The organism is Mesorhizobium sp. BR1-1-6 (assembly GCF_020165355.1).
Classification (GTDB): domain Bacteria; phylum Pseudomonadota; class Alphaproteobacteria; order Rhizobiales; family Rhizobiaceae; genus Mesorhizobium.
The window spans coordinates 377,758-394,863 of record NZ_JAIUHZ010000001.1; the positions used below are offsets into that span (position 1 = coordinate 377,758).

20 protein-coding genes are annotated in these 17,106 nt (G+C 64.6%); 8 read left to right on the plus strand and 12 right to left on the minus strand.

The window, feature by feature from the left end; genetic code table 11:
- Positions 1 to 33: 33 nt before the first annotated feature.
- A complete protein-coding gene (gene typA / locus LB545_RS01815) occupies positions 34 to 1,863 on the minus strand; it encodes a translational GTPase TypA (RefSeq protein WP_224704325.1) in 1,830 nt (609 codons plus the stop codon).
- Between the two features lie 199 nt (positions 1,864 to 2,062).
- Here typA and LB545_RS01820 point away from each other — a divergent pair, with 199 nt between their 5' ends.
- On the plus strand, positions 2,063 to 2,344 hold the full coding sequence (locus tag LB545_RS01820; RefSeq protein ID WP_181174415.1) for a hypothetical protein: 282 nt from the start codon (positions 2,063 to 2,065) through the stop codon (positions 2,342 to 2,344).
- Positions 2,345 to 2,432: 88 nt separating this feature from the next.
- On the opposite strand, the gene LB545_RS01825 is transcribed toward LB545_RS01820, so the two are convergent.
- Positions 2,433 to 3,716, minus strand: coding sequence for an MFS transporter (locus LB545_RS01825; protein ID WP_140880322.1), 1,284 nt, complete (start codon positions 3,714 to 3,716; stop codon positions 2,433 to 2,435).
- Positions 3,717 to 3,790: 74 nt separating this feature from the next.
- On the opposite strand from LB545_RS01825, the gene LB545_RS01830 reads away from it, so the two are divergent.
- Together LB545_RS01830 and LB545_RS01835 are read left to right on the plus strand one after the other, a co-directional pair.
- Positions 3,791 to 4,408, plus strand: a complete 618-nt coding sequence (locus LB545_RS01830) for a TetR/AcrR family transcriptional regulator (RefSeq protein ID WP_140524978.1) — start codon at positions 3,791 to 3,793, stop codon at positions 4,406 to 4,408.
- Between the two features lie 44 nt (positions 4,409 to 4,452).
- Positions 4,453 to 5,046 (plus strand): hypothetical protein, encoded by a 594-nt coding sequence (locus tag LB545_RS01835; protein ID WP_140554860.1) that lies wholly within the window; start codon positions 4,453 to 4,455, stop codon positions 5,044 to 5,046.
- Between the two features lie 115 nt (positions 5,047 to 5,161).
- Here the strand turns inward: LB545_RS01835 and LB545_RS01840 are convergent, their stop codons facing one another.
- A complete protein-coding gene (locus LB545_RS01840) occupies positions 5,162 to 5,329 on the minus strand; it encodes a hypothetical protein (RefSeq protein ID WP_140492852.1) in 168 nt (55 codons plus the stop codon).
- A 308-nt stretch (positions 5,330 to 5,637) separates the two neighbouring features.
- Between LB545_RS01840 and LB545_RS01845 the strand changes: the two genes are divergently transcribed.
- Positions 5,638 to 6,555 carry an SMP-30/gluconolactonase/LRE family protein gene (locus LB545_RS01845; protein ID WP_140518068.1) on the plus strand — a complete coding sequence of 306 codons (918 nt, stop codon included), beginning with the start codon at positions 5,638 to 5,640 and terminating at the stop codon, positions 6,553 to 6,555.
- 23 nt (positions 6,556 to 6,578) lie between these two features.
- Positions 6,579 to 6,785, plus strand: a complete 207-nt coding sequence (locus tag LB545_RS01850; RefSeq protein WP_013892236.1) for a tautomerase family protein — start codon at positions 6,579 to 6,581, stop codon at positions 6,783 to 6,785.
- A 3-nt stretch (positions 6,786 to 6,788) separates the two neighbouring features.
- Here the strand turns inward: LB545_RS01850 and LB545_RS01855 are convergent, their stop codons facing one another.
- From LB545_RS01855 to LB545_RS01890, 8 genes are all read right to left on the minus strand, one after another.
- On the minus strand, positions 6,789 to 7,319 hold the full coding sequence (locus LB545_RS01855; protein WP_140492845.1) for an NADPH-dependent FMN reductase: 531 nt from the start codon (positions 7,317 to 7,319) through the stop codon (positions 6,789 to 6,791).
- Between the two features lie 30 nt (positions 7,320 to 7,349).
- Positions 7,350 to 7,970, minus strand: a complete 621-nt coding sequence (locus LB545_RS01860) for a pyridoxamine 5'-phosphate oxidase family protein (protein WP_140518070.1) — start codon at positions 7,968 to 7,970, stop codon at positions 7,350 to 7,352.
- A 24-nt stretch (positions 7,971 to 7,994) separates the two neighbouring features.
- The gene (locus tag LB545_RS01865) at positions 7,995 to 8,669 is read right to left on the minus strand and encodes a septation protein A (RefSeq protein ID WP_140524974.1); all 675 of its coding nucleotides are present in this window, start codon (positions 8,667 to 8,669) and stop codon (positions 7,995 to 7,997) included.
- A 51-nt stretch (positions 8,670 to 8,720) separates the two neighbouring features.
- Positions 8,721 to 10,556 (minus strand): signal recognition particle-docking protein FtsY, encoded by a 1,836-nt coding sequence (ftsY, locus tag LB545_RS01870; protein WP_224704327.1) that lies wholly within the window; start codon positions 10,554 to 10,556, stop codon positions 8,721 to 8,723.
- Positions 10,557 to 10,568: 12 nt separating this feature from the next.
- A complete protein-coding gene (gene mtaB, locus LB545_RS01875; protein ID WP_224704329.1) occupies positions 10,569 to 11,894 on the minus strand; it encodes a tRNA (N(6)-L-threonylcarbamoyladenosine(37)-C(2))-methylthiotransferase MtaB in 1,326 nt (441 codons plus the stop codon).
- Positions 11,894 to 12,778: a diaminopimelate epimerase gene (dapF, locus tag LB545_RS01880; protein WP_140518073.1), complete on the minus strand. Its 885-nt coding sequence runs from the start codon at positions 12,776 to 12,778 to the stop codon at positions 11,894 to 11,896. Before dapF ends, mtaB begins: the two co-directional genes overlap by 1 nt.
- A 72-nt stretch (positions 12,779 to 12,850) precedes the next feature.
- Entirely contained in the window at positions 12,851 to 13,012 is a 162-nt protein-coding gene (locus LB545_RS01885) for a DUF1328 family protein (protein WP_140518074.1), read from the minus strand.
- A gap of 89 nt (positions 13,013 to 13,101) precedes the next feature.
- Positions 13,102 to 14,121: an MBL fold metallo-hydrolase gene (locus LB545_RS01890; RefSeq protein WP_224704330.1), complete on the minus strand. Its 1,020-nt coding sequence runs from the start codon at positions 14,119 to 14,121 to the stop codon at positions 13,102 to 13,104.
- 129 nt (positions 14,122 to 14,250) lie between these two features.
- Here LB545_RS01890 and LB545_RS01895 point away from each other — a divergent pair, with 129 nt between their 5' ends.
- From LB545_RS01895 to zapE, 3 genes are all read left to right on the plus strand, one after another.
- The gene (locus tag LB545_RS01895; protein ID WP_224704331.1) at positions 14,251 to 14,694 is read left to right on the plus strand and encodes a VOC family protein; all 444 of its coding nucleotides are present in this window, start codon (positions 14,251 to 14,253) and stop codon (positions 14,692 to 14,694) included.
- A 136-nt stretch (positions 14,695 to 14,830) separates the two neighbouring features.
- Positions 14,831 to 15,370, plus strand: coding sequence for a protease inhibitor Inh/omp19 family protein (locus LB545_RS01900; RefSeq protein ID WP_140550731.1), 540 nt, complete (start codon positions 14,831 to 14,833; stop codon positions 15,368 to 15,370).
- Positions 15,371 to 15,397: 27 nt separating this feature from the next.
- On the plus strand, positions 15,398 to 16,657 hold the full coding sequence (zapE, locus tag LB545_RS01905; protein WP_224704332.1) for a cell division protein ZapE: 1,260 nt from the start codon (positions 15,398 to 15,400) through the stop codon (positions 16,655 to 16,657).
- Here the strand turns inward: zapE and LB545_RS01910 are convergent.
- Positions 16,593 to 17,105 (minus strand): GNAT family N-acetyltransferase, encoded by a 513-nt coding sequence (locus LB545_RS01910; RefSeq protein WP_224704333.1) that lies wholly within the window; start codon positions 17,103 to 17,105, stop codon positions 16,593 to 16,595. The genes zapE and LB545_RS01910 overlap by 65 nt on opposite strands.
- Position 17,106 lies beyond the last annotated feature (1 nt).

Here is a 17,106-nt window from a genome sequence, read left to right on the forward strand (position 1 = left end):
CCGCCCCTCCCGGATACGATCAGAAAGCAGAAATTACGCGGCGCCGACGGCCTTGGACGATTTCTCGAAGCGCTTGCGCTCGTTGGGATCCAGATAAAGCTTGCGCAGGCGGATGGTCTTCGGTGTCACCTCGACCAGCTCGTCGTCCTGGATCCAGGCCAGCGCGCGCTCCAACGTCATGCGGATCGGCGGTGTCAGCTTGACCGCCTCGTCCTTGCCGGCGGCGCGGATGTTGGTCAGCTTCTTGCCCTTCAGCACGTTCACTTCCAGGTCGTTGTCGCGGGAGTGGATGCCGATGATCATGCCCTGATAGACCTTGACGCCCGGATCGATGACCATCGGGCCACGATCCTCCAGGTTCCACATGGCGTAGGCGACGGACTCACCCTGCTCGTTGGAGATCAGCACGCCGTTGGTGCGGCCGGGCAGTTCGCCCTTGTAGGGCTCATAGGCATGGAACAGCCGGTTCATCACGGCGGTGCCGCGCGTGTCGGTCAAGAGTTCCGACTGGTAGCCGATCAGGCCGCGCGTCGGCGCGTGGAAGACGAGGCGCTGGCGGTTGCCGCCGGAGGGGCGCAATTCGACCATCTCGGCCTTGCGCTCGGACATTTTCTGCACGACGACGCCGGCATGCTCCTCGTCGACGTCGATGACGACTTCCTCGACCGGCTCCAGCAATTCGCCGTTCTCGCCCTTCTGCATGACCACGCGCGGCCGCGACACGGCGATTTCAAAGCCCTCGCGGCGCATGGTCTCGATCAGCACGGCAAGCTGCAATTCGCCACGGCCCGACACGAAGAAGGAATCCTTGTCAGGCGATTCCTCGATCTTGAGCGCGACATTGCCCTCGGCTTCGCGCAGCAGGCGGTCGCGGATGACGCGGCTGGTCACCTTGTCGCCTTCCGTGCCGGCCAGCGGCGAATCGTTGACGAGGAAAGACATGGTCACGGTCGGCGGATCGATCGGCTGCGCGTGCAGCGGCTCGCTCACGCTTAGGTCGCAGAACGTGTCGGCGACGGTGCCTTTGGACAGGCCGGCAATGGCCACGATGTCGCCCGCCTGCGCTTCCTCGATCGGCTGGCGCTCGAGGCCGCGGAAGGCCAGTATCTTGGAAATGCGGCCGGTTTCGATCTGGGTGCCGTCATGATGCAGCACCTTGACCGCCTGGTTGGCCTTCAGCGTGCCGCTCTCGATGCGGCCGGTGATGATACGGCCGAGGAACGGATTGGCTTCCAGGATGGTGCCGATCATGCGGAACGGGCCGGGATGCACGGTCGGCGCGGGCACATGCTTGAGGACGAGGTCGAACAGCGGCGACAGGCCCTGGTCCTTGGGACCTTCCGGACTTTCCGAGACCCAGCCGTCGCGCCCCGAACCATAAAGGATCGGGAAGTCGAGCTGCTCGTCGGTGGCGTCGAGCGCGGCAAACAGGTCGAACACCTCGTTGACCACCTCGACATGGCGGGCGTCCGGCCGGTCGATCTTGTTGATGACGACGATGGGCTTCAAGCCGACCTTGAGCGCCTTGCCGACGACGAACTTGGTCTGCGGCATCGGGCCTTCGGCGGCGTCGACCAGCACGATCGCCGAATCCACCATCGACAGGATGCGCTCGACCTCACCGCCGAAATCGGCGTGGCCGGGGGTGTCGACGATGTTGACGCGGGTGCCCTTCCAGTCGACCGAGGTCGCCTTGGCCAGGATGGTGATGCCGCGTTCCTTTTCGAGGTCGTTGGAATCCATGGCGCGTTCGGCGACGCGCTGATTGTCGCGGAAGGCGCCGGATTGTTTCAGAAGCTGGTCGACAAGGGTGGTCTTTCCATGGTCGACGTGCGCGATGATCGCGATATTGCGGAGGTTCATGATCTGGTCTCGGGAGCGTTGCAGGCAGCAGGCCAAAAGGCGCCGCCTCTTTCGTGTTGCGCGGCTCATACAGGGTTTTTCGCATTTGCGAAAGAGGAAGCGCGACACCAAATAATCATCAAATCTTAAGCATCGCCATGTGAAATGGTTTTGTTAACCAAGGTGGGAACCTTTTGCGGGCCCGGGCAGTTCGAACACCATGACCAATGCAGTCGTCAAATTTCGGCCGATTCTCGCAACTGCGGCCCTCGCCGTGTTGCTGGCCGCCGGCGCCGCTCAATCCGCGGCGACGCTCAAGGAAGCGCGGCCCGCTCTGCCGAACGATGTCCCGAGCGCCGAACAGGTCTTTGCGGATGCGCCCGATGGGGTCGATCCGGTGGTGACGGGGCCCGTCAGCGCGGCCTTCAAGCAAAGGCAGGAAAGCGCCAATTGCGATAGTGCGGTTTGGCCCAACGTCCCGTTGGTCTGCTATCCCGACTGATCGGCTGCGCGCCGTCGGCGAACTGCCGATCTCCCCTTTATCGAAAAGATCGCCAATCTGACCGACGGCACACTCGTTCGAAGGCGCACTATGCCGCTTGCGGCTCCGGGTCGAACGCCGGCCGGCTGGTGTTGATCAGGAGCGAGATACAGGCGGCGGCAATCGCGGTCATGCCGGCGATCAGGAAGGCCAGTTCGTAATTGCCCTGCAGTTCGCGCATGGTGCCGCCGAAGAAAGCGGCGGTTGCCGCGCCCACCTGATGGCCGGCGACGATCCAGCCGAACACGATCGGGCCGCTGCGGTCGCCGAAGGCTTCATTGGCGAGCCGCAGCGTCGGGGGCACGGTGGCGATCCAGTCGAGACCGTAAAGCACGGCGAAGATGATCAGACTGGTCGCCGAAAAGCCGGAATAGGGCAGATAGATCAGCGAAAGGCCGCGGATCGCATAATAGACGCCGAGCAGCTTGCGCGGATCGAAACGGTCGGTGAGCCAGCCCGACAGCGTGGTGCCGATCAGGTCGAAAATGCCCATCATCGACAACAGGCCAGCCGCCTGCACCTCGTTGATGCCCATATCGCCGCAAAATGCGATGAGATGCGTGCCGACCAGCCCGTTGGTGGTGAAACCGCAGACGAAGAAGGTGGCGAACAGGTACCAGAAGACGCGCGTGCCGGCGGCGCGACGCAGCGTGGTCAGCGTGTGGGTCAGGAAATTGCCTTGTGCCGCCGGCGGTACCGGCGGCACGTCGTCGGCTTCCGCGCCATAGCGCACCATGCCGATCGATGCCGGGCGTTCCGGCACCAGCAGCAGCACCAGCGGCACCAGACAGGCCGTTGCGACGGAGATGGCGGTGACGACCGGCTTCCAGCCGCCTGACTGCGCCAGCGAGGCCAGCAGCGGCAGGAAGACCAGCAGACCGGTGGCGCTGGAGGCCGACATCAAGCCCATGACGAGACCGCGGTTGGTCTTGAACCAGCGGTTGACGATGGTGGCGCCGAGCACGGTGGCGACCGCGCCGGAGCCGACGCCGGAAAACACGCCCCAGGTGATCAGCAGATGCCATGGCTTGGTCATCAGCAGGCTGAGCGCGGTGGAGGCCGACATCACCACAAGCGCGGCAAGCAGCGTGCGCCGCAGCCCGATCCGCTCCATCAGCGCAGCGGCAAACGGTCCGGTCAGGCCGTAGAGGAAGATGCCGACCGCGGCAGCCAGCGACACCACGTCGCGCCGCCAGCCAAAACTTTCCTCCAGCGGCAGCATCATGACGGCTGGCGCGGAGCGCAGGCCGGCCGCGATCAGCAGGCAGAGAAAGATGACGGCGACCACGACGAAAGCGTAGCGCTGGCCAAATGGACGGGATTGAGCTAGCATGTTACTGACCGGTACGTTGCAGGATGGAAACATGTATACGTACCGATCGGTAACAGTGTCAACCGAGACCGCGAATGCCACCAGACAATAAAATTGAACCGTCCATCAGCAGCGCTCACGCGTCGGCTCCGCCAAAGGCGGCGGAAAAGATACTCGGCGTGGCGCGCGATCTGTTTTACCGGCAAGGCATCAGGGCAATTGGCGTCGATGAGATCGTCAGGCGCGCAGGGGTCACCAAGCCCAGCCTCTATCGCAGCTTTCCCTCCAAGGACGAATTGGCCGCCTCTTATCTGCGCCGATACGACCTCGAATTCTGGGAACGCTTCGACGAGGCGGTGAACGCCCATCCCGGCGATCCGCGCGCGCAAATCCGAGCCTTCCTGACCCGCGTCGGCAAGCGCACGCAGAAGCCTGACTATCGCGGCTGCGGCATGACCAATGCGGCCGTAGAATATCCCGAGCGCGGCCATCCGGCGCGCGTGGTGAGCGAGGACAACAAGCAGGAACTGCGCCGCCGCCTGCGCGCCATGGCCGCCGCGATGAATGCCGCCGACGCCGACACGCTGGGCGACGGTCTGCTGCTTCTGATCGAAGGCGCCTATATCAGCGGCCAGTTGTTCGGCGCCGGTGGCCCGGCGGCGTCGGTGGCGATCAACGCCGATCTGCTGATCGAGGCGAGCTTGAAGAAATAGTGTTTGGCGATAGGCTGCTGCGACCTTCAACGGAGATGTCCGCGATGCGCAGCCTGGTTCTTCCGCTCGTTCTCGCCAGCGTCTGCCAGGCAGCGCATGCCGGCGAGATATCGAGCGCCTACACCGATCTCGACTGGAAGAACGACTGCGTCACCTATGCGCAGGCCGGGGACGGTGATGGCGACTGGGCCGACCTCGCCTGTTCGGGCTATCGTGGATATCCGGTGCTGATCGCCTATGACGATGCGCGCGAATCGCTGTTTTATGGTTTCCCGCCCGGCGGCGACATGACATCGGTCTGGGAAAGTTTCTCCGGCTTCAATTCCTCAGGCGCCAGGATCGAGTGGCGCATCGAGACCGACGGCGACAAGGCGGTGCCGTTCGCGGTCATTCACCGCCGCTCCATCAGCAATCCGGAAGACGAAAAGAAACCCACCGACGTGCTGCTCGTCTCCAAGGTCGCGCAAATGGATGCGCGCGACGGCTGCACGGTCGCACTGGTGCTGGCTACAGGAAATCCTGCCGCCAACGATCAGGCGCGCAAGCTTGCCGACGAGAAAGCACGGTCCTTTGCCTGCGGCAAGGACCGGCGCACCGTCATCGGCGAGGTGCCGGCTTTCGGGCGCGTCGACAATTGAAGGACAAGCGTTCGCCGCTCGCCGACGCGTCAAATGCTTCGATTTTCACGCGCCCTCGTCATCACCGTTGAGGAACAGCAATGTCTCGGAGCGCGCGGATCTGCTTGTTGTGGGCTCAGCCGTAGATCTGCTTGTGGACCTGATAAAGCATTTCCGAGCGGTCGGCGCGCATGTCGGCCAGATCGCGGCTGGAGAAGCTGTCGATTTCAGCGACGAGGCGGTTGTAGTTCTTGCGCTTGGCGATGCTGCTGCGGGCGCGGGTCAAGAGGCTGTCGAGGATCATAGCGAGTTTCCTTCTGGGCCGCATTTGGCGGCCGGTTTCTTCCTCCCTTGATCGATACGGAGCATGACATAGGAATGGTGCATCGCAAAAAGAAGATGTTGCAATGCACCATTGCGCTATGTGCATAGCCGGTTAATGGCGCCTGAACGCCACCCCCGGCGCCGGCGCATTGCCCTTCCGTGATGGGAATGCCGGTTCCTGTCGTTTTGTCTTACAAATTGCGGAAATGTCATCGCCGCCGACCTTGCCATATCGATCTCCTGCTGGCTTGATCGCCGCCGGATTGCCAACGTTACCGGGAGGAAAGAATGGCCGCCGCCGACTACGAAATTCTCGATCCGCGTTTTGCGCGGCTGTTCAACGGCAATGCGCAAGTGGATAAGCTCTTCACCGGCTGCCGATGGGCGGAAGGGCCGGCCTGGTTCGCCGCCGGCCGCTATGTCGTCTGGTCCGACATCCCGAACAACCGCATGATGCGTTACGACGAGACCGACGGCAGCGTCAGCGTGTTTCGGCAGCCATGCGGCAATTCCAACGGCAACACCGTCGACCGGCAGGGCCGGCTGGTGACCTGCGAGCATTCGGGGCGCCGCGTCAGCCGCACCGAGTTCGACGGTTCGGTCACCACCATTGCCGCCAAATGGAAGGGCAAGCGGCTGAATTCGCCCAATGACGTGGTGGTCAAGTCGGACGGCTCGATCTGGTTCACCGATCCAACCTACGGCATCGACACCGATTACGAGGGCGACAGGGCCGAGAGCGAGATCGGCGCCTGCCATGTCTACCGGGTCGATCCCGGTACCGGCGATGTCGAGGCTGTCATCACCGACATGGTCAGGCCGAACGGGCTGGCTTTCTCGCTCGACGAGAGCAAGCTCTATGTCGTCGACACCGGCCGCACGCATGGCGCGCAGAACCCGGCGCATATGCGGGTATTCAATGTCGGCGAGGGCGGCAAGAAGGTCTCGGGTGAAAAAGTCTTCGCCGACTGCACCGCAGGCCTGTTCGACGGCTTCAGGCTCGACGATGCCGGGCGCATCTGGACCAGCGCCGCCGATGGCATCCATTGCTACGATCCGGACGGAACGCTGATCGGCAAGGTCAAGGTGCCCGAGGTGACGGCCAATTGCGTGTTCGGCGGCGCCAAGCTGAACTGTCTCTACATTGCCGGCACCACCTCGCTCTACATGGTCCGGCTGATGGTGAACGGCGCCAAGACCTACTGAGCTGAATTAAAGGGAGGATCGTCATGCCATTCGTCAACATCCGCATCGTCAAGGAAGTGATCGCCGCCGATCCGGCCGGCAAGAAAGCCGACATCGCCAAAAAAGTCACGGCGGCGATCATGGACGCCACCGGGCTCGGCAATGACGATGTCTGGGTGGTCTTCGAGGAGGTCAACGCCCGCGACTGGTACGTCGGCAAGACCGATGTCGAGACGCTGAGAAAAGGGTAGGCGCTAACGCGCGCGAATGAAATCCGCGAAAGCGGACAACGCATCGCGCATTGCCAACGCGTTCGCCTGCTCCCCCAGGACGGCCTCCACCTCAGCTGGCTTCTTGCCGAGCAGCCCGATCTCCAGCCCGCCGTCATGAAGCGCGAAGGACATGGTGCGCATGATCTCCGCCAATGCGGCGCGGGCATAGAGCGAGCGCGGCGAGGCGTGCACCAGCATGGCCGGCTTGTCGACGGCGGCATCGCGCGAGACCAGCCAGTCGAGCGCATTCTTCAGGCCGCCCGGCACGCCATGCGCATATTCCGGGCATGAGATGATGACGCCGTCGGCGGCGGTGACGGCATCGATCAGCCTGGACGCTTCGGACGGCGTCCGCTCACCCTCGTCGTCGGGGTTGAAGATCGGCAGCAGGCCGAGTCCTTCATGGATGGCGACGCGGCAGCCCTCTGGCGCGTTCCACGCCAGTGCCGCGACCAGGCCCGAATTGGTGGAGGCCGCCCGCAGGCTGCCGGAAATGGCAAGGAGGTTCAGCAAGGCGACGCTCGGACGAATCTTCCGCGCAGGCTACCACATCGTCTGCTTGTATTCGTCGTCCAGCCAGCGGTCGGTCGCCTCGGCCGAATCGGCGAGCGCCAGCTGGTCGCGCAGGATCTGGCCGAGCGTCGGCAGCGTGGCGCGATCGTGCCAGCTCTCCGGCTTCCAAAGCTCGGAGCGCATGAAGGCCTTGGCGCAATGCATGTAGGCGGCCTTGACGGCGACCACGACGACGCTCTGCGGCTCCTTGCCGTCGACGGCCAGCCGTTCGCGCAAACCCGCGTCGACGGTGATGCGGGCGTCGCCGTTGACGCGCAGCGTCTCGTTCATGCCGGGAATGAGGAACAGCAGCCCGACCGACGGGTTGAGCAGGATGTTCTCCAGCGTATCCAGCCGGTTGTTGCCGGGCCGGTCGGGGATGGCGATGGTCCTGTCGTCAAGCACGGCGGCGAATCCTGGCTTGTCGCCTTTGGGCGTCACATCGGCATTGCCTTCGCCGTCGGAGGAGCCGATCAGCACGAAGGGGCTCTTGCCGATGAAGGAGCGGCAATGGCCGTCCAGCGCCTTCAATTCTTTGCGGATCGAACCATCCGTCGGACGCGGCGTCTTGTAGATCGTCCGCAGCTCTTCGCGCGTGGTGACGAATTCCATGGCACTCCCCCCAATTTGCAGGCCTTACTTGCGGGCCTTCTCTTCGCCGCCGGTCTTGTCGTCCAGCGAATGGCGCAGGATCAGCGGCATCTGGCTGAAGGTGAACAGAAGCGTGATCGGCATGATGCCCCAGACCTTGAAGGTAACCCAGGCATCGGTCGAAAAATTCCGCCACACCACCTCGTTGACGAGGGCCAGGAACAGGAAGAACAGACCCCAGCGGAAGGTGAGTTTTCTCCAGCCCTCGGCATCGAGCCTGAAGGCGGAATCGAAGACGTAGCCAAGCAGAGATCTGCCGAAGAACAACCCTCCGAGCAGCACGCCGCCGAACAGCGTGTTGACGATGGTCGGCTTCATCTTGATGAAGATGTCGTCCTGCAGGTAGAGCGTCAACGCGCCGAAGATGAAGACGACGACGCCCGACACCATCGGCATGATCGGCAGGGTGCGGGTGAGTAGCCACGACGCGACCAGCGCGATCGCGGTGGCGGCCATGAACAGGCCGGTGGCGACGAAGATCGGGCCGCCGAATTCAGCCAGCGCCGGGAATTTCTGCGTCAGCCATTCGCCTCGCGCATTGGCGAAAAAGAACACCAGCAGCGGCCCTAGCTCGAGAACGAGCTTGAGCAGCGGGTTGACGCCTTCCTTCTTCTCTTTCTGCGGGTCGGACGGATCGCGTTCGAGAATGGGTGGGTTCATATCTTCCTTCTTACGCACGATCCGGTTGAAGCAACTTCCGGGATCATGCCGTTACGCAACGCCAGCGATCGCCCTGGCGAATTCGCTTGCCGAGAACGGTTCGAGGTCGTCGACCTGTTCGCCGACGCCGATGAAATAGACCGGCAATCTGTGTTTTGCCGCGATCGCCACCAGAATACCGCCACGCGCCGTGCCGTCCAGCTTGGTCATCACCAGGCCGTTGACGCCGGCGATGTTGCGGAAGATCTCCACCTGGTTGAGCGCGTTCTGGCCGGTGGTGGCGTCGACCGTCTGCAGCACGGTGTGCGGGGCTTCCGGATCAAGCTTGCCCAGCACGCGCACGATCTTTTCCAACTCGGCCATCAGCTCGGCCTTGTTTTGCAATCGGCCGGCGGTGTCGATGATCAGCACGTCGGAACCCGCTTCCTTCGCCTTCTCGAAGGCATCGTAGGCGAGGCCGGCGGCATCGGCGCCGAGCTTGGAGGCGATGACCGGCGATTTCGTCCGCTCGCCCCAGATCTTGAGCTGCTCGATGGCGGCGGCTCGGAAGGTGTCGCCGGCGGCCAGCATCACCGACAGGCCGCCATCGGTCAGTTTGGCCGCCAGCTTGCCGATGGTCGTGGTCTTGCCGGTGCCGTTGACGCCGACCACCAGGATGACATGCGGTTTGTGGCTGAGGTCGAGTTCCAGCGGCAGGGCGACGGGGGTCAGCACCTTCTCGACCTCCTGCGCCATCACGGTGCGGACCTCGGCGTCGGAGACATCCTTGCCGTAGCGGCTGGCGGCCAGCGAATCGGTGACGCGCAAGGCCGTCTCCAGCCCGAGATCGGCGCGGATCAGCACGTCCTCCAGATCCTGCAGCGTGTCGTCGTCGAGCTTGCGCTTGGTGAAGACGCCGGCAATGTTGCCCGACAATTCGCGCGAGGAGCGGGCAAGCCCGTCCCGCATGCGCTGGAACCAGGAGCGCCGCGGCGCCGGCTCCGGCGCCTTCTGCGGCTCGGCCTTCTGCTCCACCTTTCTGGCGACCGTTACCTTTCCGGGGGCGGGCGCAGCCTTCGGCGGGACGGGAACTGCCTCAGGTTCCGGCGCGATCTCGGCGCGCACAGGCTGCGGCTCGATCGGCGCAGGCTGGCGAATCGGCGGCGAGATTTCGGCGGCGGTTTCGGCGCTGGGTGCCAGGTTCTCGACAGGTCGGCGCTGCCCCTCACCCTCGCCCTCTTCCCGTGAAGGACGGGGAGAGGGAGGCGTTGGCGTTGCAGCTTCTTCCTTCTCCCCGTCACTATACGGGGAGAAGGTGCCAGCAGGCGGATGAGGGGCGGCGCCGGCCTGTGAAGGCTGCGCGGAAGACGGTGTCGCAGGAATCTCGATTGGCGCCGGCGTCTCGACCGGAACTTCGGCGGGCGTCGGTACTTCGGCGGGTGCCGGTTCCGGCAGCTGCTCCGGGCGCGACGGGACAATTTCCGGCTCGGCGGGCGCTGGTTGCGGTACCTCCTGCGGCCGCGGTTCGGGCGCAGGCTCCGGAATGGCCGGGGGTGTCGGAATTTTCTCAGGGGCCGGCGGCTCCGGGCGCTCTGGCGCCGGTGCCGGTTCCTCCTCCGGCCGCGGCTCCGGCAGCGGTTCCGGCTCGGGCGGAACAGTCGGCTCCGGCACCGGCGGAATGGCCGGGGCAGGCTCGGGTGTCGGCTCCTCGGGCGGCGCGGGCTCGACGGGAGGCTGAGCCTGGGTCTCCTCCCGCTTCAGGAATTCCGGAACGGCCTGCTCGGCCGCCGGCTTCAGCGTGTCGAGCTGATCCCATTTGATCGGCGGCAGCGGGGCGGTCTCGTCGACGCGCTCCTCGACGACCTCCTTCTTGCCGAACGAAAATATCTTCTTGAAGAACCCGGCCATCTCTTGCGTTTCTCAGGCGGCGCGGGCGGCAAGCGGGGCCGCGATCAGCCGGGCGCCGTCATGACCGGTGACTGTTGCTTCGACGATCTCGCCCGGCGCGCCGGTGGCGAGCGCGGCGAGCGTAAACCCTTCGGTGCGGCCGAGCCCGTCGCGCTCGATCAGGATCGACTGGCGCGTTCCGGAGAGCGACGACAGATGGCGGCGATATGCGGTCTCGCCGGCGGCGCGCAGGCGGGCTGCCCGCTGCTTGACCACTTCGCGGCGGACCTGCGGCATGCGCGCGGCGGGTGTGCCTTCGCGCGGCGAAAACGGAAAGACGTGCAGGTGGGTCAGCCCGCATTCCTCGACGATCTTTGCCGAATTTTCGAACATCGCCTCCGTCTCGGTCGGGAAGCCGGCGATGATGTCGGCGCCGAAGACGACGTCGGGGCGCAGCTTGCGCACGTCTTCGCAGAAGCGGATCGACTGATCGCGCAGATGCCGACGCTTCATGCGCTTCAAAATCATGTCGTCGCCCGATTGTAGCGACAGATGCAGATGCGGCATCAGCCGCGGCTCGGTGGCGATGGCGTCGAGCAAATCGTCGTCGGCCTCGATGGAATCGATGGAGGAGAGGCGCAGGCGCTTCACGTCCGGCACCTGGCGCAGGATCGTCTTCACCAGCCTGCCGAGTTTCGGCGCACCCGGCAGGTCGGCGCCGAAACTGGTCATGTCGACGCCGGTCAGCACGATCTCGGCATAGCCGTTGCCGGTGAGCCGCTTGACCTGCTCGACCACGGCGCCCATCGGCACCGAGCGTGAATTGCCGCGACCATAGGGGATGATGCAGAAGGTGCAACGGTGGTCGCAGCCATTCTGCACCTGCACGAAGGCGCGTGCCCTGCCCTCGATGGCATCGACCATATGGCCGGCGGTCTCGCGTACGGAGAAGATGTCGTTGACGCGCGCCTTCTCGCTGTCGTTGACACCGAAATCCGGCAGCGCGCGATAGGAATTTGCCCTCAGCTTCTCCTCATTGCCGAGGACGAGATCGACCTCGTCCATGGCAGCGAAATTCTGCGGCTCGGTCTGCGCCGCGCAGCCGGTAACGATGATGCGAGCCTTGGGGTTGTCGCGGCGCGCCTTGCGAATCGCCTGTTTGGCCTGGCGCACCGCCTCACCTGTGACGGCGCAGGTGTTGAAGATGACGGCGCCGCCGGCCAGCGCACCGAGACCCGCAGTTTCGGCTTCGCGCCGCATCACCTCGGATTCATAGGTGTTCAGCCGGCAGCCGAAGGTTACCATTTCGATGCGATTGGGGCGCTTCGCCACATCGCCGTCCTTGACAGGAGCGGGCATCAGGCCGCGCTTTCGGTGTCGCGCGCCCAGGCGCCGCTCGAGGGATCGAAGCTGCCGGAAAACTCCCATTCGGCGGCGCCGGTCAGGATGACATGGTCGTTTTCGAGCCATTCCACATGCAGCGAGCCGCCGCCCGGGGTCAGCAGATTGACGCTGCGCCCGGTGCGCCGGGTGCGGGCGGCAGCCACGACGGCGGCGCAGGATGCCGTGCCGCAAGCCTTGGTCAGGCCGGCGCCGCGTTCCCAGGTGCGGATGATCATGCTGTCGGGCGAGGTCACCTGCGCGATGGTGATGTTGGCGCGCTCGGGGAAGATCGGATGGTTTTCGAGCAGCGGTCCGAAGCGGTCGAGTTCGTAGGACCAGACGTCGCGGTCGACCCAGAAGATGGCATGCGGATTGCCCATGGAGACGACCGAGGGCGAATGCAGCACCGGGGCGTCGATCGGGCCGACCTGCAATTCGATCATGCGGGTATCGCGAAACTCCTCAGCGAGCGGAATGTCCCGCCAGCCGAAGCGCGGCGTGCCCATGTCGACCGAGATCGAGCCGTCGGCATGTTCCTGCGCGTTGAGGATTCCGGCGACGGTCTCGAAGGTGAATGTCTTTTGTCCGGTCTCGGCCGCCAGCGCCTGGACGACGCAGCGCATGCCGTTGCCGCAGGCCTGCGCGCCCGAGCCGTCCGAATTCAATATGTCGATGAAATAGGCCGTACCCGGCGTCCGCGCCTCATGGATCGCCATGATCTGGTCGAACCGCGTCGAGGCATCGGCGTTGAGCGCGATCGCAGCTGTCGGCGTCACCCGGTCGGCACGGCCGCGCATGTCGGCAACGATGATCTCGTTGCCGATGCCGTTCATCTTGGCGAAGGGGGCGGTGCCTGCCATTTCTTCCGGTCATTCCGTACTGTTTGCCGCTATATGGCGGAAAAGGGCGGGAATTACCAGTGCATCGCGCCTTCAGGTGACGGCGAAGACGCCGAGCACGATCAGCAGGAATATGATCAGCACGATACCGATCAGGATGCGCGCGCCGGTGGCGGCCGCACCTGCTAATGCCGGCATGCCGAGCAGGCTCGCAGCGGCGGCGATAATCAGGAGAATGATGATCCATTTAAGCATGGAAATGCCTCGCAAAGCGATAGAAATCGAAGCCCCTTCAACAAACGCGCCGGTGGCGCTCGGGTTCCGCCGGCCGCGGCCGGCCCCGGTCAAAGCGCCGCTTCCTGCGGCACGTCCCAGACCTCACCTGGCCGCAAGGCGCGAAAACGTTCGCGCGGCAGGCCCTCGGCCTCCAGCGCCTCGTCGAGCTTGCGTGCCGGCTCGTCGATCGGTTCGTCGGTGAGCTGGAACGTGCCCCAATGGCAGCCGGCCGCATAGGCGGCGTTGCACAATGTCATGCCTTGCACCGCCTCCTCCGGGTTTTGATGCTGCGAGGCCATGAACCAGCGCGGCTCATAGGCGCCGATCGGCAGGATGGCGAAGCGGAAGCCGCCGTGCTTGTGAGCTATGAGCCGGTAGTTGATGCCATCATGGAAGCCGGTATCGCCCGCGAAATAGATCCGGCCGGCCCGCGTCTCGATGACGAAGCCGGCCCACAGCGCCATGCGCCGGTCGCGTGTGCCGCGCGCCGACCAGTGATGCGCCGGCTCGACATGGACGGCCACGCCATCCCCGATGTCGACCCTGTCGCCCCAGTCATGCGCCGAGAGCCGCATGCCGGGAACCGCCCCGCCAATCAGGACGTCATTGCCGAACGGGGTCACCACCAGCGGGTCGTGCCTGGCCTTGAGCTGCTTCAGCGTCGCGATGTCGAGATGGTCGTAGTGATTGTGGCTGACCAGCACGAGATCGATCGGCGGCAGGTCGGCCAGGGCGATGCCCGGCGCATTGACGCGTTTCGGCCCGACGAAGGAGAACGGCGACGCCCGCAGCGACCATACCGGGTCGGTGAGGATGTTCAGGCCCGCAGTCTGGACCAGCAGCGTGGAATGACCGACCATGGTCACGGTCAGGCCGGCACCCTCGACACGCGCGGGCGGCTTTGCCTGCGGAAAGGGACTCGGATTGGTGGCTGGCCATTTCGAGCGTTGGCCGTTGAACTGCCATTTCAGCAGATCGACGAAACGCGCCGGCGGCTGGCCGCCGGGATTGAAGAACAAGGTTCCGTCGAAATGACCGCTGGGCGGGCCGTTATAGTAGCGATTGGCGGCTTTCGGTCTCGCAGCCAATTTGCGGCTCCAGCGAATTTCGTCTTGATAGACATAAGCCCTGTGCCGGCTGGCGCAAGCGTTTGCCGACCGAATGCCAACGGCCCGGGCGGCCGGCTTGAATAGGATCGGATTGGGGAGGACGATGCCATGGCGATGAAGCGGACCAGGACACCATGGATGAAGGCCGGGGATTTCGGCCGCTCGCTGGCGCACGGCATCGGCGTCAACCTGCTGGTGAGCGACATGGCGGCCATGGAAGCCTTCTGCCGCGACGTGCTCGGCGCCGATATCATCTATGCCGACGAGGACTTCGCGGCAATCGAGCTGCTGGGCTCGGTGTTCATGCTGCACGCCGACCATTCCTATCTCGACAATGCCATGACAGGGACGATCGCCGGCGCCGAGACACGCGGCGCCGGCGTCGAGCTGCGTCTTTACGGCGCCAACCCGGATGCGGTCGAGGCCGCCGCGCGCGATCATGGCCACATCGTGCTGGCCGGGGCGATCGACAAGCCGCACGGCCTGCGCGAGAGCTATGTCGTCGGACCGGACGGCTATATATTCGTGCCGAGCGCTCCGCTGGCCGGATGATTGCGACAAATTTGCAACAATTCTTGGCGCAAACCCTATTTTAACCATATCGGGTTGAAATTTCGCCACCTTCTCCATCTTGGTGGAGGGCGACATTGTGCGGACGGCAGCCCCGCCGGATCCGACGGAGGTTGGAATGACTTTTTCGAAAACCGGCCTGGTGGCCGTATCGCTGGCGGCGCTCGTTGCGAGCGGCTGCTCAACCTCACGGTTTTCCTCGATGGACGACCAGCAGCCGGCGCCGCTGCAGCCGGCGCCGTCCGGTCAGGTGACGGCCAACCAGTTGCCGCCCCCGGCCTCCCCCGGCACCACGGATCCGTCGCAATTCCCGACCGCCCCGCAGAACAGCCAGGTCGCCTCCTTGCCGCCGGACGGTTCGGCGCCGGCGGGTGCGCCGGACCTGACCGCGGCCAGTGTCGCCGGCGTATGGAATGCCAGCGTTTCCGGCCAGAGCTGCAAGGTGGCGACGCCGCAGACCAAATTCGGCGCCGGTTTCCGCGCCGGACCGCTGCATTGCCCGGCGCCGATCGACGGCATCAAGTCATGGAACGTCGCCGGCAAGCAGTTGACGCTTTACGATGAGAATGGCGGCACGCTGGCACGGCTCTATTCCTCGGGCGGCTCGAAATTCGACGGCCAGACTTCCAATGGCCTGCCGATCTCGCTTACAAGGTAAGCCAATCCCTCGACAACGACGTGACCTATGCATCTGCGTGACGGCCTCCAGACCCATGTGACCGTCAGGCAGCGTTACGACCATCTGGTCGACACCGGTGCCATCGAGCGCGATCCGGCGCAGGAGCGGATCGTCACCGCTCTCGACCGGCTGATATCAGAGATTTCGGTGAAGCGGCTGGCGCACAAATCGAGCGCGCTTGGCTGGCTCTTCGCCCGAAGGCGCGAGACGCACGAGGCGGTCAAGGGCCTCTACATCCATGGCGGCGTCGGCCGCGGCAAGACCATGTTGATGGACTTGTTCTTCGAGCTGCTGCCGGTGCGGCGCAAGCGACGCGTGCATTTCAACGACTTCATGGCCGAGGTGCAGGACCGCATCCAGAAGCACCGGCAGGAGCGCAAGGACGGCACGGTGAGGGAAGACGATCCGATTCCGCCGGTGGCGCGGGCGCTTGCCGAACAGGCCTGGGTACTGTGTTTCGACGAGTTCTCGGTCACCGACATCGCCGATGCGATGATCCTGTCCCGGCTGTTTTCGGCGCTGTTCGCCAGCGGCGTGGTGCTGGTGGCGACGTCGAACGTGGCACCGGAAAATCTCTATCGCGACGGGCTGAACCGTCAGCTTTTCCTGCCCTTCATCGGCATATTGGAACGGCACGCGCAGGTGCTCTCGCTCGATGCCGACAAGGACTATCGGCTGGAAAAGCTTGCCCGTACGCCGGTCTATGTCACGCCCACCGATGCGGCGGCCGATGAGGCGATGGACGCGGCTTGGCAAACGATGACGCGCGGCGCGCCGACGGCCGAGACGTCGCTTGCCGTCAAGGGCCGGCAGCTGGCCGTTCCGCGCGCCGCCGGCGACGCGGCGCGTTTTTCCTTCGCCGATCTGTGCGAGAAGCCACTCGGCGCGCGCGACTATCTGGCCCTTGCCGACCGCTTCTCGACCATCTTTATCGACCACATTCCGGTGCTGGGTGAAGGCCGGCGCAACGAGGCCAAGCGCTTCATCCTGCTGGTCGACACGCTCTACGACCATCACATCAGGCTGGTGGTAAGCGCGGAAGCGCCGCCGCAGCAACTCTATGTGGCCAAGCGCGGCGTCGAGGTGTTCGAGTTCGAACGCACGGCTTCGCGGCTGATCGAGATGCAGAGCCGCGACTGGCTGGAGGATTGGGCGGAGCGGCGGAAGGCGAAGACGACGCCGGAGGCGCGGCAGGCGCCGGCTACGCCGCCTTCGTCCCAGGGCGGAGCGACGCAAAGCGAAGCGCGCACCCTAGGACGAAGATAGGCCGAACTCCTGTCAGCCTCGCTACAGTTGATAAACATACATGACGAAGCTCTCTGCTGACTCGTGCGTCTCCTTGCGCGACTCGTAAAGCGCGGGCGGCACGGTTGTCCGGCTCGGTGCCGACCCAGGCTTCTTCGCAGCCATTCTCCCTGCCGATCGCAAACATCGCGTCGAGCATCTTTCGCGCGATGCCCTGGCGCTGGAAGGCCGGCGATACGCCGAGTTCATCGATGTAGAGCTCCGTCATTTTGTCGGGATGACGGTGGATGACCGCGGCGCATTGACCGACGGTCACGCCGTCGGCGAGCGCCACGACCATGAAATGGCCGGGCTCCCTGAGATAGGCTGCCAATCGATCCGGCCTGACCGGTTCGTCGAACACATCGTCGGCGACCCGCATCACAAGGGCGTCATCGCCGGCTTCAAGTCTTACGATCTCCATCTTCATC